General features: G+C 63.7%; 18 protein-coding genes. 8 read left to right on the plus strand and 10 right to left on the minus strand.

Going from position 1 to position 17,665, the window contains the following annotated elements; translation table 11 throughout:
- Positions 1-3: 3 nt before the first annotated feature.
- From FFI89_RS14995 to topA, 3 genes are read right to left on the minus strand one after another with little or no spacing between them, the layout of a single operon-like run.
- Positions 4-444: a DUF983 domain-containing protein gene (locus FFI89_RS14995; protein ID WP_138837763.1), complete on the minus strand. Its 441-nt coding sequence runs from the start codon at positions 442-444 to the stop codon at positions 4-6.
- Positions 438-2,819, minus strand: a complete 2,382-nt coding sequence (gene rnr, locus FFI89_RS15000; protein ID WP_138837765.1) for a ribonuclease R — start codon at positions 2,817-2,819, stop codon at positions 438-440. Before rnr ends, FFI89_RS14995 begins: the two co-directional genes overlap by 7 nt.
- Positions 2,820-5,573, minus strand: coding sequence for a type I DNA topoisomerase (gene topA / locus FFI89_RS15005; protein WP_138837767.1), 2,754 nt, complete (start codon positions 5,571-5,573; stop codon positions 2,820-2,822). It lies immediately after the preceding gene.
- Positions 5,574-5,782: 209 nt separating this feature from the next.
- Here topA and FFI89_RS15010 point away from each other — a divergent pair, with 209 nt between their 5' ends.
- Positions 5,783-6,046, plus strand: a complete 264-nt coding sequence (locus FFI89_RS15010; protein ID WP_168212894.1) for a hypothetical protein — start codon at positions 5,783-5,785, stop codon at positions 6,044-6,046.
- A 6-nt stretch (positions 6,047-6,052) separates the two neighbouring features.
- Here FFI89_RS15010 and FFI89_RS15015 read toward each other — a convergent pair whose 3' ends face one another.
- Positions 6,053-6,529 carry a helix-turn-helix domain-containing protein gene (locus tag FFI89_RS15015; RefSeq protein ID WP_138837769.1) on the minus strand — a complete coding sequence of 159 codons (477 nt, stop codon included), beginning with the start codon at positions 6,527-6,529 and terminating at the stop codon, positions 6,053-6,055.
- A gap of 112 nt (positions 6,530-6,641) precedes the next feature.
- On the opposite strand from FFI89_RS15015, the gene FFI89_RS15020 reads away from it, so the two are divergent.
- Entirely contained in the window at positions 6,642-7,415 is a 774-nt protein-coding gene (locus tag FFI89_RS15020; protein ID WP_138837772.1) for an SDR family oxidoreductase, read from the plus strand.
- Positions 7,416-7,605: 190 nt separating this feature from the next.
- Positions 7,606-7,764, plus strand: a complete 159-nt coding sequence (locus FFI89_RS34335; protein ID WP_168212895.1) for a hypothetical protein — start codon at positions 7,606-7,608, stop codon at positions 7,762-7,764.
- A gap of 74 nt (positions 7,765-7,838) precedes the next feature.
- Here FFI89_RS34335 and FFI89_RS15025 read toward each other — a convergent pair whose 3' ends face one another.
- Positions 7,839-8,447 carry an FMN-dependent NADH-azoreductase gene (locus FFI89_RS15025; protein WP_138837774.1) on the minus strand — a complete coding sequence of 203 codons (609 nt, stop codon included), beginning with the start codon at positions 8,445-8,447 and terminating at the stop codon, positions 7,839-7,841.
- Between the two features lie 96 nt (positions 8,448-8,543).
- Here FFI89_RS15025 and FFI89_RS15030 point away from each other — a divergent pair, with 96 nt between their 5' ends.
- On the plus strand, positions 8,544-8,975 hold the full coding sequence (locus tag FFI89_RS15030; RefSeq protein ID WP_138837775.1) for a helix-turn-helix domain-containing protein: 432 nt from the start codon (positions 8,544-8,546) through the stop codon (positions 8,973-8,975).
- A 417-nt stretch (positions 8,976-9,392) separates the two neighbouring features.
- Positions 9,393-9,800 (plus strand): hypothetical protein, encoded by a 408-nt coding sequence (locus FFI89_RS15035; RefSeq protein WP_138837777.1) that lies wholly within the window; start codon positions 9,393-9,395, stop codon positions 9,798-9,800.
- A gap of 174 nt (positions 9,801-9,974) precedes the next feature.
- On the opposite strand, the gene FFI89_RS35200 is transcribed toward FFI89_RS15035, so the two are convergent.
- Entirely contained in the window at positions 9,975-10,103 is a 129-nt protein-coding gene (locus FFI89_RS35200; protein ID WP_256379188.1) for a hypothetical protein, read from the minus strand.
- Between the two features lie 90 nt (positions 10,104-10,193).
- On the opposite strand from FFI89_RS35200, the gene FFI89_RS15040 reads away from it, so the two are divergent.
- Complete coding sequence (locus FFI89_RS15040) at positions 10,194-11,180, plus strand: ABC transporter substrate-binding protein (RefSeq protein ID WP_138837778.1); 987 nt, start codon at positions 10,194-10,196, stop codon at positions 11,178-11,180.
- A gap of 15 nt (positions 11,181-11,195) precedes the next feature.
- On the opposite strand, the gene dprA is transcribed toward FFI89_RS15040, so the two are convergent.
- Positions 11,196-12,299, minus strand: coding sequence for a DNA-processing protein DprA (gene dprA, locus FFI89_RS15045; RefSeq protein WP_138837780.1), 1,104 nt, complete (start codon positions 12,297-12,299; stop codon positions 11,196-11,198).
- 125 nt (positions 12,300-12,424) lie between these two features.
- On the opposite strand from dprA, the gene FFI89_RS15050 reads away from it, so the two are divergent.
- On the plus strand, positions 12,425-13,666 hold the full coding sequence (locus tag FFI89_RS15050) for an amidase (protein ID WP_138837781.1): 1,242 nt from the start codon (positions 12,425-12,427) through the stop codon (positions 13,664-13,666).
- Between the two features lie 110 nt (positions 13,667-13,776).
- Here the strand turns inward: FFI89_RS15050 and plsY are convergent, their stop codons facing one another.
- From plsY to FFI89_RS15065, 3 genes are read right to left on the minus strand one after another with little or no spacing between them, the layout of a single operon-like run.
- Entirely contained in the window at positions 13,777-14,370 is a 594-nt protein-coding gene (plsY, locus tag FFI89_RS15055; RefSeq protein ID WP_138837782.1) for a glycerol-3-phosphate 1-O-acyltransferase PlsY, read from the minus strand.
- Positions 14,371-14,420: 50 nt separating this feature from the next.
- Entirely contained in the window at positions 14,421-15,722 is a 1,302-nt protein-coding gene (locus FFI89_RS15060; RefSeq protein ID WP_138837783.1) for a dihydroorotase, read from the minus strand.
- Between the two features lies 1 nt (position 15,723).
- On the minus strand, positions 15,724-16,677 hold the full coding sequence (locus tag FFI89_RS15065) for an aspartate carbamoyltransferase catalytic subunit (RefSeq protein ID WP_138837784.1): 954 nt from the start codon (positions 16,675-16,677) through the stop codon (positions 15,724-15,726).
- Positions 16,678-16,904: 227 nt separating this feature from the next.
- On the opposite strand from FFI89_RS15065, the gene FFI89_RS15070 reads away from it, so the two are divergent.
- Positions 16,905-17,651 (plus strand): M15 family metallopeptidase, encoded by a 747-nt coding sequence (locus FFI89_RS15070; protein WP_246669465.1) that lies wholly within the window; start codon positions 16,905-16,907, stop codon positions 17,649-17,651.
- The last annotated feature ends 14 nt before the right edge of the window (positions 17,652-17,665 follow it).

Genomic DNA, 17,665 nt, shown 5'->3' on the forward strand with positions numbered 1-17,665 from the left:
TAGCTAGACGGGAGGAACGTCGCTAGGGGCATTCTCGTCAAACCCGTGCATGCGCATCGCCCATTGGAAGCCGACCACGGCGCCCTTGACCGGTTGCAGCAGCGCCAGCGATGCAATCAATGTGACCGGCAGGTAGATCGAAAGCTGCAGCCATACCGGCGGCGCGTAATCGGTTTCGATCCATAGGATAACCGGTACCAGGATGTGGCCGACAATGATGATCACGAGATAGGCCGGCAAATCGTCGGCGCGGTGCGGCGTGTAGTCGAGCCCGCACACCGAGCAGTTGTTGTCCACCTTCAGGAAGGCGCGAAACAGCTTGCCTTCGCCGCAGCGCGGGCACCGGCAGCGAAAGCCGCGTTTCATCGCGGTCCATAGGTCGCGCTTTTCGCCCTTCACGGAATCCTGGCTCCAGACTGCCGTCGCGGTGCTCACCGTTACCATGATTTGCCTCTCTTCGATTTGCCGGATTTGGATTTACCCGGCTTGAACTTTACGGACTTCCCTTTGCCAGACTTGCCCTTGCCGAACTTGCCTTTGCCGGGCGCGCCGGCCTTGTCGTTCGGGCTGCGGCCTGGACGCGCTTTCGACGGCTTTGTCGACGCTCGCGATCCGTCACGTTTTCTGCCGCGCGGAATGGACTTACCTTCCGACAACAGCTCGAACCGCAACGCGCCGGCTACTGGTGCTGCTTCTACCAGACGCACGTCGACAACGTCACCCAGCCGATGCATGGCACCGCTGCGTGTGCCGATGAGCGCATGGCGCGTCTCGTCGTAGTTGAAATACTCGGTGCCGAGCGTGCGGATCGGGATCAGCCCGTCTGCGCCGGTTTCGCTGAGTTTGACGAACAGCCCGGCGCGGGTGACGCCGGAAATGCGGCCCTGGAAGCTCGCGCCGATGCGATCGGCGAGGAAATGCGCGATCAGGCGGTCCGCGGTCTCGCGTTCCGCCTTCATGGCGCGACGTTCTGTCACGGAAATTTGGGCTGCGACTTCGCCAAGGGTTTCCAGCGTCTCGGTTTCCGGCAGCGCGCCTTCGCCGAGGCCGAGCGCCCGGATCAGCGCGCGATGCACGATCAGATCCGCGTATCGCCTGATAGGCGAAGTGAAATGCGCGTAGCGGCGCAGGTTGAGGCCGAAATGGCCGTAATTCTCCGCCGAATATTCCGCCTGCGCCTGCGAGCGCAACACCACTTCGTTCACCAGCGGTTCGTAGTCCTCGCCGCGAACTTGGCCCAGCACGCGATTGAACAGCGCAGGGCGCAGCGCGCCGGCCTTTGCGAACGGCAGATCGAGCGTCTTGAGGAATTCCGCGAGGTTATGCACCTTCTCCTGCGACGGTTCGTCGTGCACCCGGTAGATCAGCGGCAGCGCCTTCTTTTCAAGCATCTCGGCTGCGGCGACGTTGGCAAGGATCATGAACTCTTCGATCAGCTTATGTGCGTCCAGCCGCTCCGGCACGACGACGCGATCGACGGTGCCGTCGGCTTTCAACAAAATCTTGCGTTCGGGCAGATCGAGATCGAGCGGATCGCGTTCGTCACGGGCGAGTTTGACCAGCGCATAGGCCGCATAGAGCGGCTTGAGGATCGGCTCGAGCAGAGGGCCCGTGGTGTCGTCGGGCCGGCCGTCGATGGCAGCCTGTGCCTGCGCGTAGTTGAGCTTCGCGGCCGAGCGCATCAGCACGCGATGAAAACTGTGCGATCGCTTGCGGCCGTCACTGCCGATCACCATCCGCACCGCGAGCGCGCCGCGCGGCTCGCCCGGCACCAGCGAACAGAGATCGTTGGAGATGCGCTCGGGCAACATCGGCACCACGCGATCGGGGAAATACACCGAATTGCCGCGCGTCAGCGCATCGCGGTCCAGCGCCGAGCCCGGCCGCACGTAGAAGGCAACGTCGGCGATGGCGACATGGACGATATAGCCGCCCTTGTTGCTCGGATCCGGATCGGGCGCGGCATGCACCGCGTCGTCGTGATCCTTGGCGTCGGGCGGATCGATGGTCACGAGCGGCAGGTCGCGCCAGTCCTCGCGGCCCTTCAAGGTCGCGGGCTGCGCATCCTCGGCCTCGCGCAACGCTGACGGTGAAAACACCTGCGGGATTTCATGGGCGTGGATCGCGATCAGGCTGACGGCTTTCTCGGTCGCGAGCGAGCCGAGCCGCTCCTTCACCTTGCCCGACGCCAGTCCATAGCCGCGCGTGCGCACGAGATCGACGCTGACAAGGTCGCCGTCCTCGGCGCCGCCGGTGTCGTCTTTCGCGATATTCAGTTCGCGGCCGGCCTGCTTCTTGTCGACGGGAACGAGACGGCCGCCGCCGGCGGGCAAAGCGCGGAAGATACCGAGCAGGCGGGTACGGGCGTGATCGATGACCTTGATGACGCGCCCGCGATAGGGCGTGCCGTCGTTGTCACCGGTCTTTTCGATGCGCAGCAGCGCGCGGTCGCCGACGCCGGCGGCGGTGCCGGGTTGCGGTCGGCGCGGAACGTGGATGTGGATTTTCGGGGCGGGTCCGTCCTGCTCGGTATCCCACTCGGTGGGAACCGCGAGCAGTTCGCCGTCGGTGTCGCGGCCGGTGATATCGGCCATCACGGTCGGGGGAAGGGCTGCCGGCTCCAGAATTTTGCGGCCGCGCTTGGCGACCGAGCCGTCATCGGCGAGCTCGCGCAGGATCTGCTTCAGCGCGACGCGGTCGGCGTTCTTCAGGCCGAACTCGCGCGCGATCTCGCGCGTGCCGATCTTGCCGGGATTCGCGCGGATGAAGGCGACGATGGCGTCCCGGCTCGGAAAACCACTGTCGTGCTTCTTGTTCACTTATCCCCGGGCCTTGCCCGCGCTCTTCTTCGCGGGCGGTTTGGATGCTGCCGGCTTGGCCGCCGACGTCTTGGCTGCAGAGGCAACCGGCGCGCGCGCCTTGCTCACGGCATTCGCCTTCGGTTTCGCTGCCGCCTTCTTCACCGCGGCCTTCTTGGCAGGCTTTGGCGCGTCGGGATCGGCAGGTTTGGCGGCGGCCTTCTTCGGCGCGGCTTTCTTGGCGCCACGCTTGGGCTTGCCGCCGCCCTTGGCGGCGCGTTCGTCGATCAGCGCGATGGCTTCCGCGAGCGTAATCGTCTCCGGCGTCTTGTCGCTCGGGATCGTGGCATTGACGCCACCTGACGTGACATACGCACCGTAGCGGCCGTTCTTAACCGCAACCCCGCCGAGGCTCGGGTGTTCGCCGAGCGGCTTGCCGGGATCGGCGCCGAAACGACGTCCGCTCGGGCCTTTTGCAATTTTTTCGGCGATCAGCGTCACCGCGCGGTTGAGGCCGATGTCGAACACCTCGTCGCCGGCCTCCAGGCTCGCATAGGTTTTTTCGTGGCGCACGAACGGGCCGAAGCGGCCGATGCCGGCGGTGATCGGCTCGCCGGTTTCCGGATGCTTGCCGATTTCGCGCGGGAGCGACAATAGCTTCAGCGCCAGTTCGAGCTCCATGTCGCCGGGCGACATGTTCTTCGGAATGCCGGCGCGCCGGGGTTTTTCGCCCTCGGCATAATCCTTTTGCTCGCCGAGCTGGATGTAGGGACCGAAGCGTCCGGCTTTCACCGTGACGTCGAGATCGGTCGCCGGATCCTTGCCGAGCACGCGGTCGGCGCCGGCTTCGCCGTCGGCAGCCAGCGGACGCGTGTGCCGACATTCGGGATAGTTCGAGCAGCCGACAAAGGCGCCGAACTTGCCGGCCTTCAGGTTGAGCCTGCCGGTGCCGCAGGTCGGGCATTGCCTGACATCGCCGCCATCCGCGCGCGGCGGATAGATGTGCGGTCCCAACATGTCGTCGAGCACGTCGAGCACTTCGGAGACGCGAATGTCCTTGATGTCGGCGACCGCGCCGGAAAAGCCGACCCAGAACTCCTTCAGCACCTGCTGCCAGGAGATCTCGTTGTTGGAAATGCGGTCGAGCTGCTCCTCCAGATTGGCGGTGAAATCGTATTCCACATAGCGCGCGAAGAAGTTCTCCAGGAACGCGACCACGACGCGTCCCTTGTCCTCGCCATGCAGTCGCTTCTTCTCGAGCTTGACGTAACCGCGGTCCTTCAGCACCTGCAGGATCGATGCGTAGGTCGAGGGACGGCCGATGCCGAGCTCTTCCATCCGCTTGACCAATGATGCTTCCGAGAAGCGCGGCGGCGGTTCGGTGAAGTGCTGCGTGACCGCAAGGTTCTGCCGCTTCAGCGCTTCGCCCTCGCTCATGGCGGGGAGGCGGCGACTGTCGTCATCGTCGGCGTCGTCGTCGCGGCCTTCCTGGTAGAGCGCGAGGAAGCCGTCGAACTTCACGACCTGACCGCTGGCGCGCAGGTCCAGCACGCGGGAGCCGGCCTTCGCGGCGATATCCACCGTGGTGCGTTCGAGTTCGGCCGATTCCATCTGGCTCGCGATGGTGCGGATCCAGATCAGCTCATAGAGCTTGGCCTGATCGGTATCGAGGCGGCGGCGCATTTCGGCGGGCCGGCGCGACAGGTCGGTCGGGCGGATCGCTTCGTGCGCTTCCTGCGCGTTCTTGGCCTTGGTCTGGTACTGGCGCGGCGCATCCGGCACATAGGCGTTGCCGTAGTCCTCGCCGATCACCTTGCGCGCCTGCGTGATCGCAGAGCCGTCGATCTGCACGCCGTCGGTTCGCATATAGGTAATGAGACCGGTGGTCTCGCCGCCGATATCGATGCCCTCATAGAGCCGCTGTGCGATCCGCATCGTATGCGCCGGCGCAAAGCCGAGCTTGCGGCTCGCTTCCTGCTGCAGTGTCGAGGTGGTGAAGGGCGCCTGCGGATTGCGGCGCGCCGGTTTGGCTTCGACCGTCGAAACCGTGAAGTTCGCGGCCTCGATCGCCTTCTTGAACTCTTCGGCTTCCGCGCCCGATCCGATGTCGAGCCGCTGGATCTTCTTGCCGTCGGCGCCGACCAGGCGGGCCTCGAAGGCGTCGCCGCGCGGCGTCGTCAGCGTTGCCACCAGCGACCAGTATTCGCGCGCGACGAACTTCTCGATCTCGAGTTCGCGGTCGCACACCAGCCGCAGCGCCACCGACTGCACGCGGCCGGCCGAGCGCGCGCCCGGCAACTTGCGCCACAACACCGGCGAGAGCGTGAAGCCGACTAGATAGTCGAGCGCCCGGCGCGCCATATAGGCGTCGACCAGCGCGCCGTCGATCTGGCGCGGCGCCTTCATGGCATCCGTCACCGCCTGTTTGGTGATCGCGTTGAACACGACGCGCTCGATCTTGTGGTCCTTGATCGCGCGCTTCTCTTTCAGCACTTCCAGCACGTGCCAGGAAATCGCTTCGCCCTCGCGGTCAGGGTCGGTTGCGAGGATCAGGCGGTCGGCGCCCTTGAGGGCCTTGGCGATGTCGTTGAGCCGGCCGGCCGCCTTGGGGTCGACCTCCCAGATCATCTGAAAATTGGCTTCCGGATCGACCGATCCGTTCTTGGCAGGCAGGTCGCGAACATGGCCGAACGAGGCCAGAACCTCATAGGAGGCGCCCAAATATTTGTTGATCGTCTTGGCTTTCGCCGGCGACTCCACAATGACGATATTCATGTCATTCCAATAGCTTACGGGAAAAGATAAAGGCCGGTATCGCGAGACTCGCGCCAGCCGTTTCGGACCGAACATGGGGTGGTGAGGCCCCCCTGTCAAATCGACAGATATTGAGCAGGGAGGCGCGGGATGCGACTTTGTATTTATAGCGCTGCAGAATACGTCCTAGAGTTGTGTCAATAAACCGGCTATTTCTGAATTATATTGTGTTGGATTGGGATACCGATTTATTGAGCAAGGCACGGGGCGGCCGGAAGCGCACGGCTTCGGGTGGAGCCGGGCGATCTTCAACGGATGAACGCGACGGGGAGGGCGGCCCCGACGAGGCCGTGGCCTTCATCGCGGAAACCGTGGCCGAATTGGTCAAGCTCGCAAAGAACCACCGGCTTGAGGTCCTCAGCCACCTGCTCGGCATGGCACAGCTCGAGGCGGAAGAGCGGATGCGGACCCGCAGCAAGCGCAAGCTGTCGTGAGCGCCGCTATGTCGTAACCCGCTGGCCAGGCTTTCCGGCAGGTCGTCGCTGCAACGCCGTATCCGCCTGTGTCAGCAGCCTTCCGTCCTCGGAATGCAGTTCGAGTTTGCGCACCGGCCGGCCGTTCTCCTTGTCGACCAGGATGGTGGCAATCTCCTCCGGCCGCTCGTCGAATTCCTCGCTCCATTGGCGTAGCGCGACCAGAACAGGAAACACGCCGCGGCCCTTCGGCGTCAGCAGATATTCCTGATAGGCGCTGCCGTCGGAGGCGGGCGCCGTTTTCAGGATGCCCTGATCGACCAGCGCCCGCAGCCGCACCGTCAGAATATTCTTGGCGAGCCCCAGTTTCTTCTGGAATTCGCCGAAACGACGGCTGCCAAACAAGGCCTCGCGAATAATCAGCATCGACCACCAGTCGCCGATCGCATCCAGCGATCGTGCGATCGGGCAGTCGTCGCGCTCAAAGCTCGTCCGTTTCACCATGGCTATCTCCGCCGGGACAGCAGGACCGATCACGGTCTTGTGTGGTTGCATTATAAAACCAGACGCCCTACGTAGGCAATCTAGTTTAATAATGCAACCAACGGAGACTGTTATGAGGCTGGCAAACAAGACGGCGTGGATCACCGGCGGCAATGCCGGCATCGGCTTGGCGACTGCGAAACTGTTCGTTGCGGAGGGCGCGAAAGTGCTGATCACGGGACGAAACCAGGCGACGCTGGAGGCCGCCGCAAAGGAACTCGGGCCGAATGCGCTCGCGATCGTCGCCGATGCGACCGATATCGCCGCCACCGACGCCGCCCTCAAGCAGGCCGCGGCAAAGTTCGGCAAGCTCGATATCGTGTTTGCCAATGCAGGCATCGCCGGACCGTCGCCACTCGGTAGCACCACGCTTGCGGCGTTCGACAATGTGATCCGGACCAATCTCACCTCGGTGTTCTTCACGGTGCAGTCGGCGCTGCCGCACCTCAACGACAACGCCTCGATCATTTTGAACGGATCCGTGATTTCCGTGCTCGGCATTCCCGGCCAATCGGCCTATGCCGCGGCCAAGGCCGGCGTCCGCGCGATGGCGCGCTCCATGGCGTCGGAACTGTCGCCGCGCGGCATCCGCGTCAATGTCGTGTCACCCGGCGCGATCCGCACAGCGATCTGGGGTGCTGCGGTCGCAACGCCGGAAGCCGAAAAGGCGTTTGAAAAGCGGATTGCATTGTCCACCCCGCTCGGACGGCTCGGCGAGACCGATCAGGTGGCCAAGACGGTGCTGTTCCTCGCTTCCGATGACGCCTCTCACGTTCAGGCCCAGGAACTGTTCGTCGATGGCGGCGCGACGGCGTCACCGAGCGGCGCACCGATCTATCGCGGATAAACTTCTTCCAAATTATCGAATCGGGTCAGTGCCATCGGGCGAAAAATTCTTTCACCGGTTGCGCTGTCCGGTTCCCTCGTCTGGCGGACGTATTTTTGAGGCGCGCTCAAAAACATTGAACCTTCGTGGCAGGTGCCAAGACATTCCCAAGGGCCGGGATTTTTGACTACGAAATTCATTGGAGGCAGTCATGCCGAAAGCCGCCCGCATCGCTAAGCCGATTGTCACCGAGTCCGCATCAGAGAATTCGGATATCACCCAACTGGTTTCAATCGCGTTGTTTTCAGGTATCGGTCTTTTGATCTCGCTCGTTGCCGTCATCCTGGGCGTACAGGGCGTCTGGTACTGAAAATCTCCGTCATCATGTGACACCCGCCTGCCGCAGTCGTCAGGCGGCAGGCGGTGCCGGCACGAAGTTTCCTGCTACGCAGCGTTGAGGCTGCCCGCTGCTCTCAAGGCATCTGCCACCGCTTTTTCGCGATGCTCGGGGCCGACCTGGATACCGTCGGCGGAAATGAATTCGGGATTGGCCACGCCTATAAAGCCGAACACCCAACGCAGGTAGGTTTCCAGATGTTCGCCGACCGCAGCCGGCGTGCCCGCGCCATAAAATCCGCCGCGTGAGATCGCAACGATGACGCGCTTGTTGCCGACGAGGCCTTCAACACCCTGCGCGCTGTATTTGAACGTCTTGCCCGCCACCAGGATGCGGTCGATCCAGGCCTTGAGCTGGCTCGGAATCGTGAAATTGTACATGGGCGCGCCGAGCACGACGATGTCGGCGGCGAGAAACTCTTCCAGCACGGTCTGGCCGGCGGCGATGTCCGACTGTAGCGCGGCCTCGGGCTCGGCGCCCTGACCGGCGGCCAGATGAGATCCTGAGAGATGTGCCAGTGGCGTCAGCGTCAGGTCGCGGTAGCTGACGTCGAGGTGAGGGGTTGCCTTGCGCAGCCGATCGACGATGGCGGCGGAAACCTGGCGGCTGACGGAGTGGGGCCCCAGCACGCTGGAGTCGATGTGGAGAAGTTTCATAGGTGTCACCCTTGGTATAAGTTTGTAACTGGCGCTATATGAGTGACCACCTATATTTCCCGCAAGAACGCACAATTTTGAAACCCGAGCACAGTCTTGAAACCTGAGCACACCCATGTGCCTGTCCTGCCGCCCAGTCCGCATCTCGACAGCGACTGCCGCGGCGTCGCCTCGATCCTGGCCCGGGTCGGCGACAAATGGAGCGTGTTCGTCATCATGATGCTCGGCGACGGCCCGAAGCGCTTCAACGAGATCAAGCGCATGATCGGCGGCATCTCGCAGCGAATGTTGACGCTGACGCTGCGCGGCCTCGAGCGGGATGGCCTGGTGACGCGAACCGTATTCCCGACCATCCCGCCGCGCGTCGATTACGAACTCACCGATCTCGGGCGCGGTCTGTCGAAACCGGTCGAGGCGCTCGGCAAATGGGCGTTCGATCATCGGGTCGAGATCGAAAGCGCGCGAACGAAATTCGACGGGCGCAACGACAAAGCGTTTTCAAGCGAAGTGGATACCGGTTCGCGTTAAGAAAACGCGTCAAATAATAATCGACTAGGCCGTGAACCCATGCATCTACCTGGCGGACGGCCTGCTAAAGTCCGCTGTGCACCGATGGCGACCAAATTCTGCAACGCAGCTAAATGACGCAATGGGCCAACTCCGGACATTCCCAGGAGCCGCAGTCGCCGCCTCCGGGCAGTATGCCAATCGGACCTTCGGGCGAAGCCACCTGTTTCTCAACCGCGTCAGGTGGCGTAGAATGTAGTTGCCCTTGAAGCGGGACGTGCCGAAATCGCCGTTCGGGGCGAACGAGCAGCACTGGTGCCATCGGCAGGCACGTTCCCTTAAGAGACCGACCCTTTTTTCGGTTTCGCGCCACCATTCACCACGAAGTGTGCACGCCGCTTCTGCGGCGGCTCGCTGCGTAACGTCGGGAGAAAGGCGATGAACAAGATCGATCGAAGGTCAGCACTGGGAATCGGGTTGGCAGCGGCTTCGGCGGCTATGATGAAGCCCGCCGCCGCTCAAACCACGGGCTACAAGGATACGACGCCGTGGCCGGGTGTCGTGGTGCGTGCTTATGATGGCGAGACACCATCCCTCATCCCCGGTTTTAAGACCGTCTCAATGCGTGATGTGATCATGCAGCCGGGATCGAAGACGATGGGTCCCCCGATGATGAATGCCATGATCTGCCATATCCCCGAGGGGGAGCTTCGGATCGAGCAGGAGGGAAAGACCTTTACGGCCAAGAAGAACTTTGTCTGGACCTGCAACAAGGACACAAAGGAGCAGGCGCACAACGATGGGAATGCGGTCGCAATCATGCGGATCGCGGACCTGAAGGCTTAAGGCTCGTTTCTTCGCAAGAGACCGATTACAGGTGCGGATAGCCTACGCGACGAGGATCGCGCCGCCGAGAGTCTATGGGTCATAACGACCCGACATGACAAACTCGCGGCCAACTATCATTCATCAAGCTCGCATCAATCGGATTTGGCTACGTGCTAATGAGTCCGCGCCCTACTAGATCAGCGACACCAATCCGCCGCCGTGACGTTCCAGCCGTCCGGCCAGCGTCATTGAGGGCAATGCCGACATTCCGGTTGCCAGCCCGGACTTCTCAGTTTGACCCAAAAGCGACTTGGCAATCATTCAACAGATGTCGCCTGAACAGGTCTCCCACGGCTTTCAGCCTGCCAGTTGGGCCGCTATTATATCTTGCCCTGAATATGGAAACCCTTCATGAGACGACGCGAATTTATTGCGACCGCCGGTGCTTTGGCGGTATGGCCGGAGTTGAGCCGGGCACAGCGCGCGGGCGATCGAATGGCGCGCATCATTTATCTCGGCGCAACAAGCGCCTCCGCGATTGATCCGCGCCAGATCGAGCAGTTCAGGCGGGGCCTCGCCGACAACGGGTTGGTTGAGGGACGCAACATTGCGATTGAATATCTGTGGGCAGAAGGCAGGTTGGATCGGCTACAGTCGTTGTCGGACGAATTGGCGCGGCGCGATCTCGACCTTATTATCACTGCGGGCGGGCAGGCCGTACATGCGCTGATCGCGGCCCAGCTGAAGGCTCCGATCGTATTCGCGATCTATGGCGATCCCGTCGGCGATGGTGTTGTCGAGAGCCTGGCGCGCCCGGGCAAGAATCTGACCGGCCTGTCAATGGCGAATTCGCATCTGGAGAGCAAGCGGCTTGAACTGTTGAAGGAAGCATTTTCACCGCTCAAGCGCGTGGCCGTCCTGCACGACCCGAGCGCGTCGTCTTCGGCGGCCGTTATCGCCGATGTGCAATCCGGCGCGAGAACTCTGGGGGTTGAGGCCATGATCTTCGAGGCTTCTGACCCCGCACGGTTCGATACCATCTTCGCTGAAGCGGTCGATCGGGGCGCAAACGGCTTGGCGGCGATGGCCTCTGCGGTCCTCAATTTTCACCACCGGTATCTGTGTGAGCTGGCCATGCGGCACCGCCTGCCTTCGATCTGGGAATCCTCCGGATATGTCAGGGATGGTGGGTTGCTCTCCTATGGCCCGAGCTTCCCCGACATGTATCGGCAAGCCGCCGGCTACGTCGCGAAGATTTTGAAGGGAACGAAGGCGAGCGACCTTCCGATTGAGCAACCGGTCAAATTCGAGCTCGCCGTCAACCTCAAAACTGCCAAGGCGCTCGGCCTCAACGTTCCGTCCACACTCATCACCCGAGCCGACGAGGTGATCGAATAGAGCTGTTTTTGCTGCCTAGATCAGCGACACCAACCCGCCGCCGTGACGTTCCAGCCGTCCGGCCAATTCGAGCTCGAGCAGCACCGTGCGCACGATCGTGGGCGAGGCGCCGGACATCCGGATCAGGTCGTCGAGGCTGACGGGGCTCGGCCCGAGCAGATCGATGATGCGTGTGCGTTCGCTGGCGCCGGCGTCGAAATCGAGCGGTTCGCTCGCATCAAAGACGATCGGCCGCTCCATGATCGGCGTCACCGCGTTGATGACGTCGGCGGCTTCCGTGGTCAGCGTCGCACCCTGCTTGATCAGGTCGTTCGTGCCGGCAGCGCGCGGATCGAGCGGCGAGCCGGGTACGGCAAAAACCTCGCGGCCCTGTTCGGCGGCCATCCGCGCCGTGATCAGCGAACCCGAGCGATGGGCCGCCTCGACCACGACGACACCGAGTGCCGCGCCGGAAATCAGCCGGTTGCGGCGTGGAAAGTCGCGGGCGCGCGGCACGTGGCCGAGCGGCATTTCGGAGATCGCGCCGCCATGCGTGAGCAAGGTGGCCAAGAGATCCTCATGCTCGGGCGGATAGATCCGGTCGTGGCCGCCGGCCAGCACCGCAACCGTGCCGGTTGGGATCGTGGATCGATGCGCGGCCTGATCAATGCCGCGCGCCAGCCCGGAAATGACGACGAAGCCGGCGTCGCCGAGATCGCGCGCCAATTGGCTGGCGAATTTCAGCCCGGCACCGGAGGCGTTGCGAGAGCCGACGATCGCGATCATCGGCCGCATCAGGACATCGGGCGCACCGCGCACGCCGAGCAGGGGAGGCGCATCGTCAAGCGTCGCCAGCCGAGGCGGATAGCCGGCTTCATCGGGGGCGACCAGCGAAACGCCGATCTTCCTGGCCGCCGCGAGTTCGGTCCGCGCCTCATCCTCGCTGCAAATTCGCCCGGAGCGCGCCGCCCCTCCGCGCCGCGCCAGATCGGGCAGCCGCTCCAGCGCCGTCCGCGCGTCGCCGAAATGGTTCAGCAGCGAGCGAAACGTCCGCGGGCCGACATTGTCGGACCGGATCAGCCGCAGCCGGTCGATCCGGTCGGCGTCGGTGAGGCGTGGTGTTTGTGGCCGGTCGTGCATGCGGCCACAGCTTTGCCCAACCGGAGATTGCGATCAACTTGTTTGATAGCGGCGCCATGCGCCGGCTTGCCCCATTCCAGCCCGCTCCGTAAAACCCTGCTTCGTCATCGCAGGAAACACCGCCCATGATCTCGCTCGCCGATCTTCAACGCCGCATCGCGTCCGGCGATCTTTCCGCCGATGCGGCGCTTGCCCAATCGCTGGAGGCGATCGGCGCGCAAGACAAGACCATCGGTGCCTTCGTCTGCCGCGCCGACCTTTTGAGCGCGGCGAGCGCCGGGCCGCTGCGCGGCATTGCCGTCGGCATCAAGGACATCATGGATACATCGAACTTCCCGACCGAGATGGGCTCGCCGATCTACCGGGGACATCGGTCGCGCGGCGATGCAGCCGTAGTGATGATGTTGAAGCGGGCGGGTGCCAGCATCGTCGGCAAGACCACGACCACGGCGTTCGCCTCAACCGATCCGACCGCGACGCTCAATCCCCACAACCACGGTCACACGCCCGGCGGATCCTCATCGGGTTCGGCGGCGGCGGTCGCGGCCGGCATGATCCCGCTGGCGCTGGGGACGCAGACCGGCGGCTCGGTGATCCGCCCGGCGTCGTTCTGCGGCGTCGCCGCGATCAAGCCGTCCTATCGTCTGCTGCCGACGGTCGGCGTTAAATGCTATTCGTGGACACTGGACACGGTTGGCCTGTTCGCGGCTGGGGTCAGCGACGTCGCGCACGGGCTGGCGGCGATGACCGGGCGCCCCGAATTGCTGCCGCAGGCGTCCGTGCCGCCGCCGCGCATCGGCATCGTGACGCAGGATTTTGCCGGTGCGCCGGACGCGTCGGGCGGCGAGGCGCTGCGGATCGCGACCAAGGCCACTGAGCGCGCCGGAGCCTCGGTGCGTGCGCTTGAACTGCCGGAGATCGTCGCCGAAGCGTGGCGCGCGCATCCGGTCATACAGGAATTCGAGGCCCATCAGGCGCTGGCCTGGGAGTATCTCGAAAATTACGACGCGATGGCGCCGCTGCTTCGCGGCCGACTCGACGAGAGCAAAGGCACGCTGCCGGCCGCCTATGACGAGGCCATGCGAATTGCGAGCCACGCGCAGCACGCGCTGGCAAAAGTGTTCGAAGAGGTCGACGTGCTGCTGACCCTGTCCGCGCCGGGCGCAGCACCAAAGGGATTGGGCTCGACGGGCGACGCCCGTTACAACCGGCTGTGGACGCTGATGGGCGTGCCTTGCGTCAATGTTCCCGCTTATATGGCGGACGGTGGACTGCCGGTGGGCGTGCAGGTCATTGCGCGATATGGCGCGGATGCAGAAGCGCTGGCGGCGGCCCGGTTTGTGGAACAGGCGCTGAAGTTGAAATAAATGATGTCATTCCGGGGCGTGCGAAGCACGAACTACGATGCGCAATTGCGCATCTGAGAATCTCGAGATTCCGGGTGCGATGCTTCGCATCGCCCCGGAATGACGATCCCTTACTTCGCCCCGATCTTGCTTTCCGTACCCGCCTGCAGCCGCTTGATGTTTTCGCGATGCGCGTAGAACAGCAGCAAGGTCAGCACGACAGCCAGCGACGCCAGCGCCGGGTGGCCGAACCACCACAGGAACAGCGGCGTGATAAACGCCGCGACGAGCGCTGACAGCGACGAGTAGCGGGTGGCGAAAGCGACGGCGAGCCACATCACGCAGAACACTATCGCGGCCGGCCAGAACAGGCCGATCAGCACGCCGATATAGGTCGCGACGCCTTTGCCGCCTTTGAATTTGAGCCAGACCGGAAACAGGTGGCCGAGAAACGCGCCGAGTGCAGCCAGCATCGCCGCATTGGGGCCGGCGTAGTAGCCCATGATGACGACCGCGATCGTGCCCTTGAGCGCATCGCCGAGCAGCGTTCCCACGGCGAGGCCCTTGCTGCCGGTGCGCAACACGTTGGTGGCGCCGATACTGCCGGAGCCGATCGAGCGCAGATCTTGGGTACCGGCGAGTTTGGTCAGGATCAGTCCGAACGGAATCGAGCCGAACAGATAGCCGATCCCGAACGCGACGACGAGAAACGCGTCAGACGTCATGGCCGTTGCTCCCGTCGCTGCAAATTTCCCGCGCATCGCTCGAATAGGCCCTAGACATGCTCATAGACCGTCCGTCCGCCCACGATAGTACGCACGACGCGCCCCGAGAAGCGGGCTTCGTCGAACGGCGTATTTTTGCATTGCGATTTGAGGTCGGCGGGATCCAGCACCCAAGGCGTATCGGGATCGATCACGACGAGGTCGGCCGGAGATCCGGCGCGGAGCGAACCGCCGGGCAGGCCGAGCAGCTCGGCCGGACGGGTCGACATCGCCCGGATCAGCGTCTTGAAGTCCATCTCGCCGTTGTGAATGAGCCGCAACGCCGCCGGCAGCATGGTCTGCAGGCCGACCGCGCCGCTTGCCGCCTCCGCGAACGGCAGCCGTTTCACCTCGACGTCCTGCGGGTTGTGGTCGGACATCACGACGTCGATCAGCCCGGAGGCAACCGCTGCCACCAGCGCGAGGCGATCCTCCTCGCTGCGTAGCGGCGGCGACAGTTTCAGGAACGTCCGGTAGGGGCCGATGTCGTTTTCGTTCAAGGTAACGTGATTGATCGACACCGATGCACTGACGTTGAGGCCGGCGTCGCGGGCCCGTTTGAGGATTTCCAGCGACTCGATCGATGACAGCGATGCCGCGTGGTAGCGTCCGCCGGTCAGCGCCACGAGCCGCATATCGCGCTCCAGCATGACGGCTTCGGCGGCATTGGGAATGCCGACCAGCCCCAGTCGCGCGGCGAATTCGCCCTCGTTCATCACGCCTTCGCCGACCAGGTCGGGGTCTTCGGTGTGGTGGACGATCAGCGCATCGAAATCGCGCGCGTAAGTCAGCGCCCGGCGCATCACCTGCGCGTTGGTGACACTGCGGTCGCCATCGGTGAAGGCCACCGCACCGGCGGCCTTCAACAGGCCGATCTCGGTCATTTCCTCGCCGCGCATGCCCTTGGTGAGCGCCGCCATCGGGTGGATGTTGACGATCGCGGTATCGCGGGCGCGGCGCAGCACGAAATCGACGGTGGCCGAATTGTCGATGACGGGCGAGGTATCGGGCTGGCAGATGATCGTGGTGATGCCGCCCGCGGCGGCCGCCTGGCTCGCGGACGCAAAGGTTTCGCGGTGGCTGGCGCCGGGCTCGCCGACAAAGGCGCGCATGTCGATCAGCCCTGGGGCCACGATCATGCCGGCGCAATTGATGATGTCGGTACCTTCGGGGACGCCGGCGGCGCCGATGCCGCGCCTGGAGTCGCGGATGATGCCGTCGGCAATGAGGACGTCGCCGGGACCGTCGAAATCCCTGGAGGGATCGACGACGCGGGCATTGGCGAGCAGGATCGGGCGGCGGTCTGTCAGCATGTCAAGCGTTCGGCAGGTTGCGGGCGAGCGCTTCGAGCACCGCCATCCGCACCGCCACTCCCATTTCCACCTGTTCGCGGATCAGCGATTGCGCGCCGTCCGCCACGATCGAGTCGATCTCGACGCCGCGGTTCATCGGACCCGGATGCATCACCAGCGCGTCAGGCTTGGCATAAGCCAGCTTCTTCTGGTCGAGGCCGAAATAATGGAAGTATTCCTGGCTCGACGGCACGAACGACCCGTTCATGCGCTCGCGCTGCAGCCGCAGCATCATGACGATATCGGCGCCGTTGAGGCCCTCGCGCATGTCGCGCGCCACCTCGACGCCCATCCGCTCGATGCCGCGCGGCAGCAGCGTGGAGGGCGCCACCACGCGGACGCGGGCGCCCATGGTGTTGAGCAGCAGGATATTGGAGCGGGCGACGCGGGAATGCATCACGTCGCCGCAGATCGCGATGACGAGGCCTTCCAGCCGGCCTTTGTTGCGGCGGATGGTCAGCGCGTCCAATAGCGCCTGGGTCGGATGCTCGTGGCTGCCGTCGCCGGCATTGATCACGGAACCGTCAACCTTGCGCGCCAGGAGTTCCACCGCGCCGGAGGCGTGGTGCCGCACCACCAGGATATCCGGGTGCATGGCGTTGAGCGTCACCGCCGTGTCCATCAGGGTCTCGCCCTTGCGGATCGAGGACGATGACACCGACATGTTCATGACGTCGGCGCCCAGCCGTTTGCCCGCCAGCTCGAACGAGGATTGGGTACGGGTCGAGGCCTCGAAGAACAGGTTCACCTGGGTGCGACCGCGCAACGACGTGCGCTTTTTGTCCACCTGGCGGTTGAGCTCGACATATTCCTCGGAAAGGTCGAGCAGGCCGGTAATATCGGCAGCGGAAAGTCCCTCGATTCCCAGCAGATGCCGGTGACCGAGGACGAAGGTCGATTTCGATGCAGGGGTCATTAAAACGAGAGCTATAGGGGCGGATGGTGGGCGGGGCAAGCGCGAATAAAGCGGTTCGGAGTTATCCCCCGGTCTGTCCATTCCTCGTCATGCCCGCGCTTGGCGCGGGCATCCACGTCTTCTGTAGAATTAACCGTAAAAAAGGCGTGGATGGCCGGGACATAGGCGAGCGGAAGCGACGCCGTCCTTCGGACGGCTATGCCGGCCATGACGGCAGGGGACGTATCTTGAAGGCAATTGTTGTCGCGCTTGTGATCGTTGCCTCGGTCTCACAGGTCTTTGCGCAGGGCCTGCCAGGCGACTTCGCATATCTCCGGGACATCGATCCGACCATCATCCAGGACATCCGCTACGCCGGCTCGAATAATTTCATGGGCCGCCCGCTGGCGGGTTACGGGGCAGCCGAGTGCGTCGTGAAGCGCCAAGTCGGGCTGGCCCTGAGAGCCATCCAGCAGGAACTCGCCAGACAGAAACTGTCGCTGAAGATGTTCGATTGCTATCGCCCGGCGCGCGCCTCCCACGACATGGTGCTGTGGGCGCAGAACGGCCGGGAGACGCCGGCCGAGCGGCGCTATAACCCCGGCTTCGGCAAGCAGGAACTGTTCCGGCTCGGCTATATCGCCGAGCGCTCCCAGCATTCGAACGGCGCCGCGCTCGACCTGACGCTGGTCGATCTGGCGGCGGATAATTCCGCCGCGTTCGATCCGGCCAAGGCCTATGCCGACTGCACCGCGCCGGTGAGCGCCCGCGCGCCGGAAGGCAGCGTCGATATGGGGACCGGCTATGATTGCTCCGATACCAAAGCGCATACGGCGGCGCGCTCCATCACATCAGCACAACGCCGGTGGCGAGACACACTGGTCAATGCGATGTCGAAGCAAGGCTTTGTGAACTATTCGAAGGAGTGGTGGCACTTTTCCCTGCCGGGCGCGGGCGGGCCGGCCTATGATTTCCCGATTCCGCGACGCAATTGATTCCGGATCGTCAG

It is taken from the genome of Bradyrhizobium sp. KBS0727 (assembly GCF_005937885.2).
Lineage (GTDB): Bacteria > Pseudomonadota > Alphaproteobacteria > Rhizobiales > Xanthobacteraceae > Bradyrhizobium.

What these genes read in the sequence shown, in the direction of transcription:
- FFI89_RS14995 (WP_138837763.1), bottom strand. Translation starts at nt 444, where the DNA reads ATGGTAACGGTGAGCACCGCGACGGCAGTCTGGAGCCAGGATTCCGTG.
- topA (WP_138837767.1), bottom strand. Translation starts at nt 5,573, where the DNA reads ATGAATATCGTCATTGTGGAGTCGCCGGCGAAAGCCAAGACGATCAAC.
- FFI89_RS15015 (WP_138837769.1), bottom strand. Translation starts at nt 6,529, where the DNA reads ATGGTGAAACGGACGAGCTTTGAGCGCGACGACTGCCCGATCGCACGA.
- FFI89_RS15020 (WP_138837772.1), top strand. Translation starts at nt 6,642, where the DNA reads ATGAGGCTGGCAAACAAGACGGCGTGGATCACCGGCGGCAATGCCGGC.
- FFI89_RS34335 (WP_168212895.1), top strand. Translation starts at nt 7,606, where the DNA reads ATGCCGAAAGCCGCCCGCATCGCTAAGCCGATTGTCACCGAGTCCGCA.
- FFI89_RS15025 (WP_138837774.1), bottom strand. Translation starts at nt 8,447, where the DNA reads ATGAAACTTCTCCACATCGACTCCAGCGTGCTGGGGCCCCACTCCGTC.
- FFI89_RS15035 (WP_138837777.1), top strand. Translation starts at nt 9,393, where the DNA reads ATGAACAAGATCGATCGAAGGTCAGCACTGGGAATCGGGTTGGCAGCG.
- FFI89_RS35200 (WP_256379188.1), bottom strand. Translation starts at nt 10,103, where the DNA reads ATGATTGCCAAGTCGCTTTTGGGTCAAACTGAGAAGTCCGGGCTGGCA.
- FFI89_RS15040 (WP_138837778.1), top strand. Translation starts at nt 10,194, where the DNA reads ATGAGACGACGCGAATTTATTGCGACCGCCGGTGCTTTGGCGGTATGG.
- dprA (WP_138837780.1), bottom strand. Translation starts at nt 12,299, where the DNA reads ATGCACGACCGGCCACAAACACCACGCCTCACCGACGCCGACCGGATC.
- FFI89_RS15050 (WP_138837781.1), top strand. Translation starts at nt 12,425, where the DNA reads ATGATCTCGCTCGCCGATCTTCAACGCCGCATCGCGTCCGGCGATCTT.
- plsY (WP_138837782.1), bottom strand. Translation starts at nt 14,370, where the DNA reads ATGACGTCTGACGCGTTTCTCGTCGTCGCGTTCGGGATCGGCTATCTG.
- FFI89_RS15060 (WP_138837783.1), bottom strand. Translation starts at nt 15,722, where the DNA reads ATGCTGACAGACCGCCGCCCGATCCTGCTCGCCAATGCCCGCGTCGTC.
- FFI89_RS15065 (WP_138837784.1), bottom strand. Translation starts at nt 16,677, where the DNA reads ATGACCCCTGCATCGAAATCGACCTTCGTCCTCGGTCACCGGCATCTG.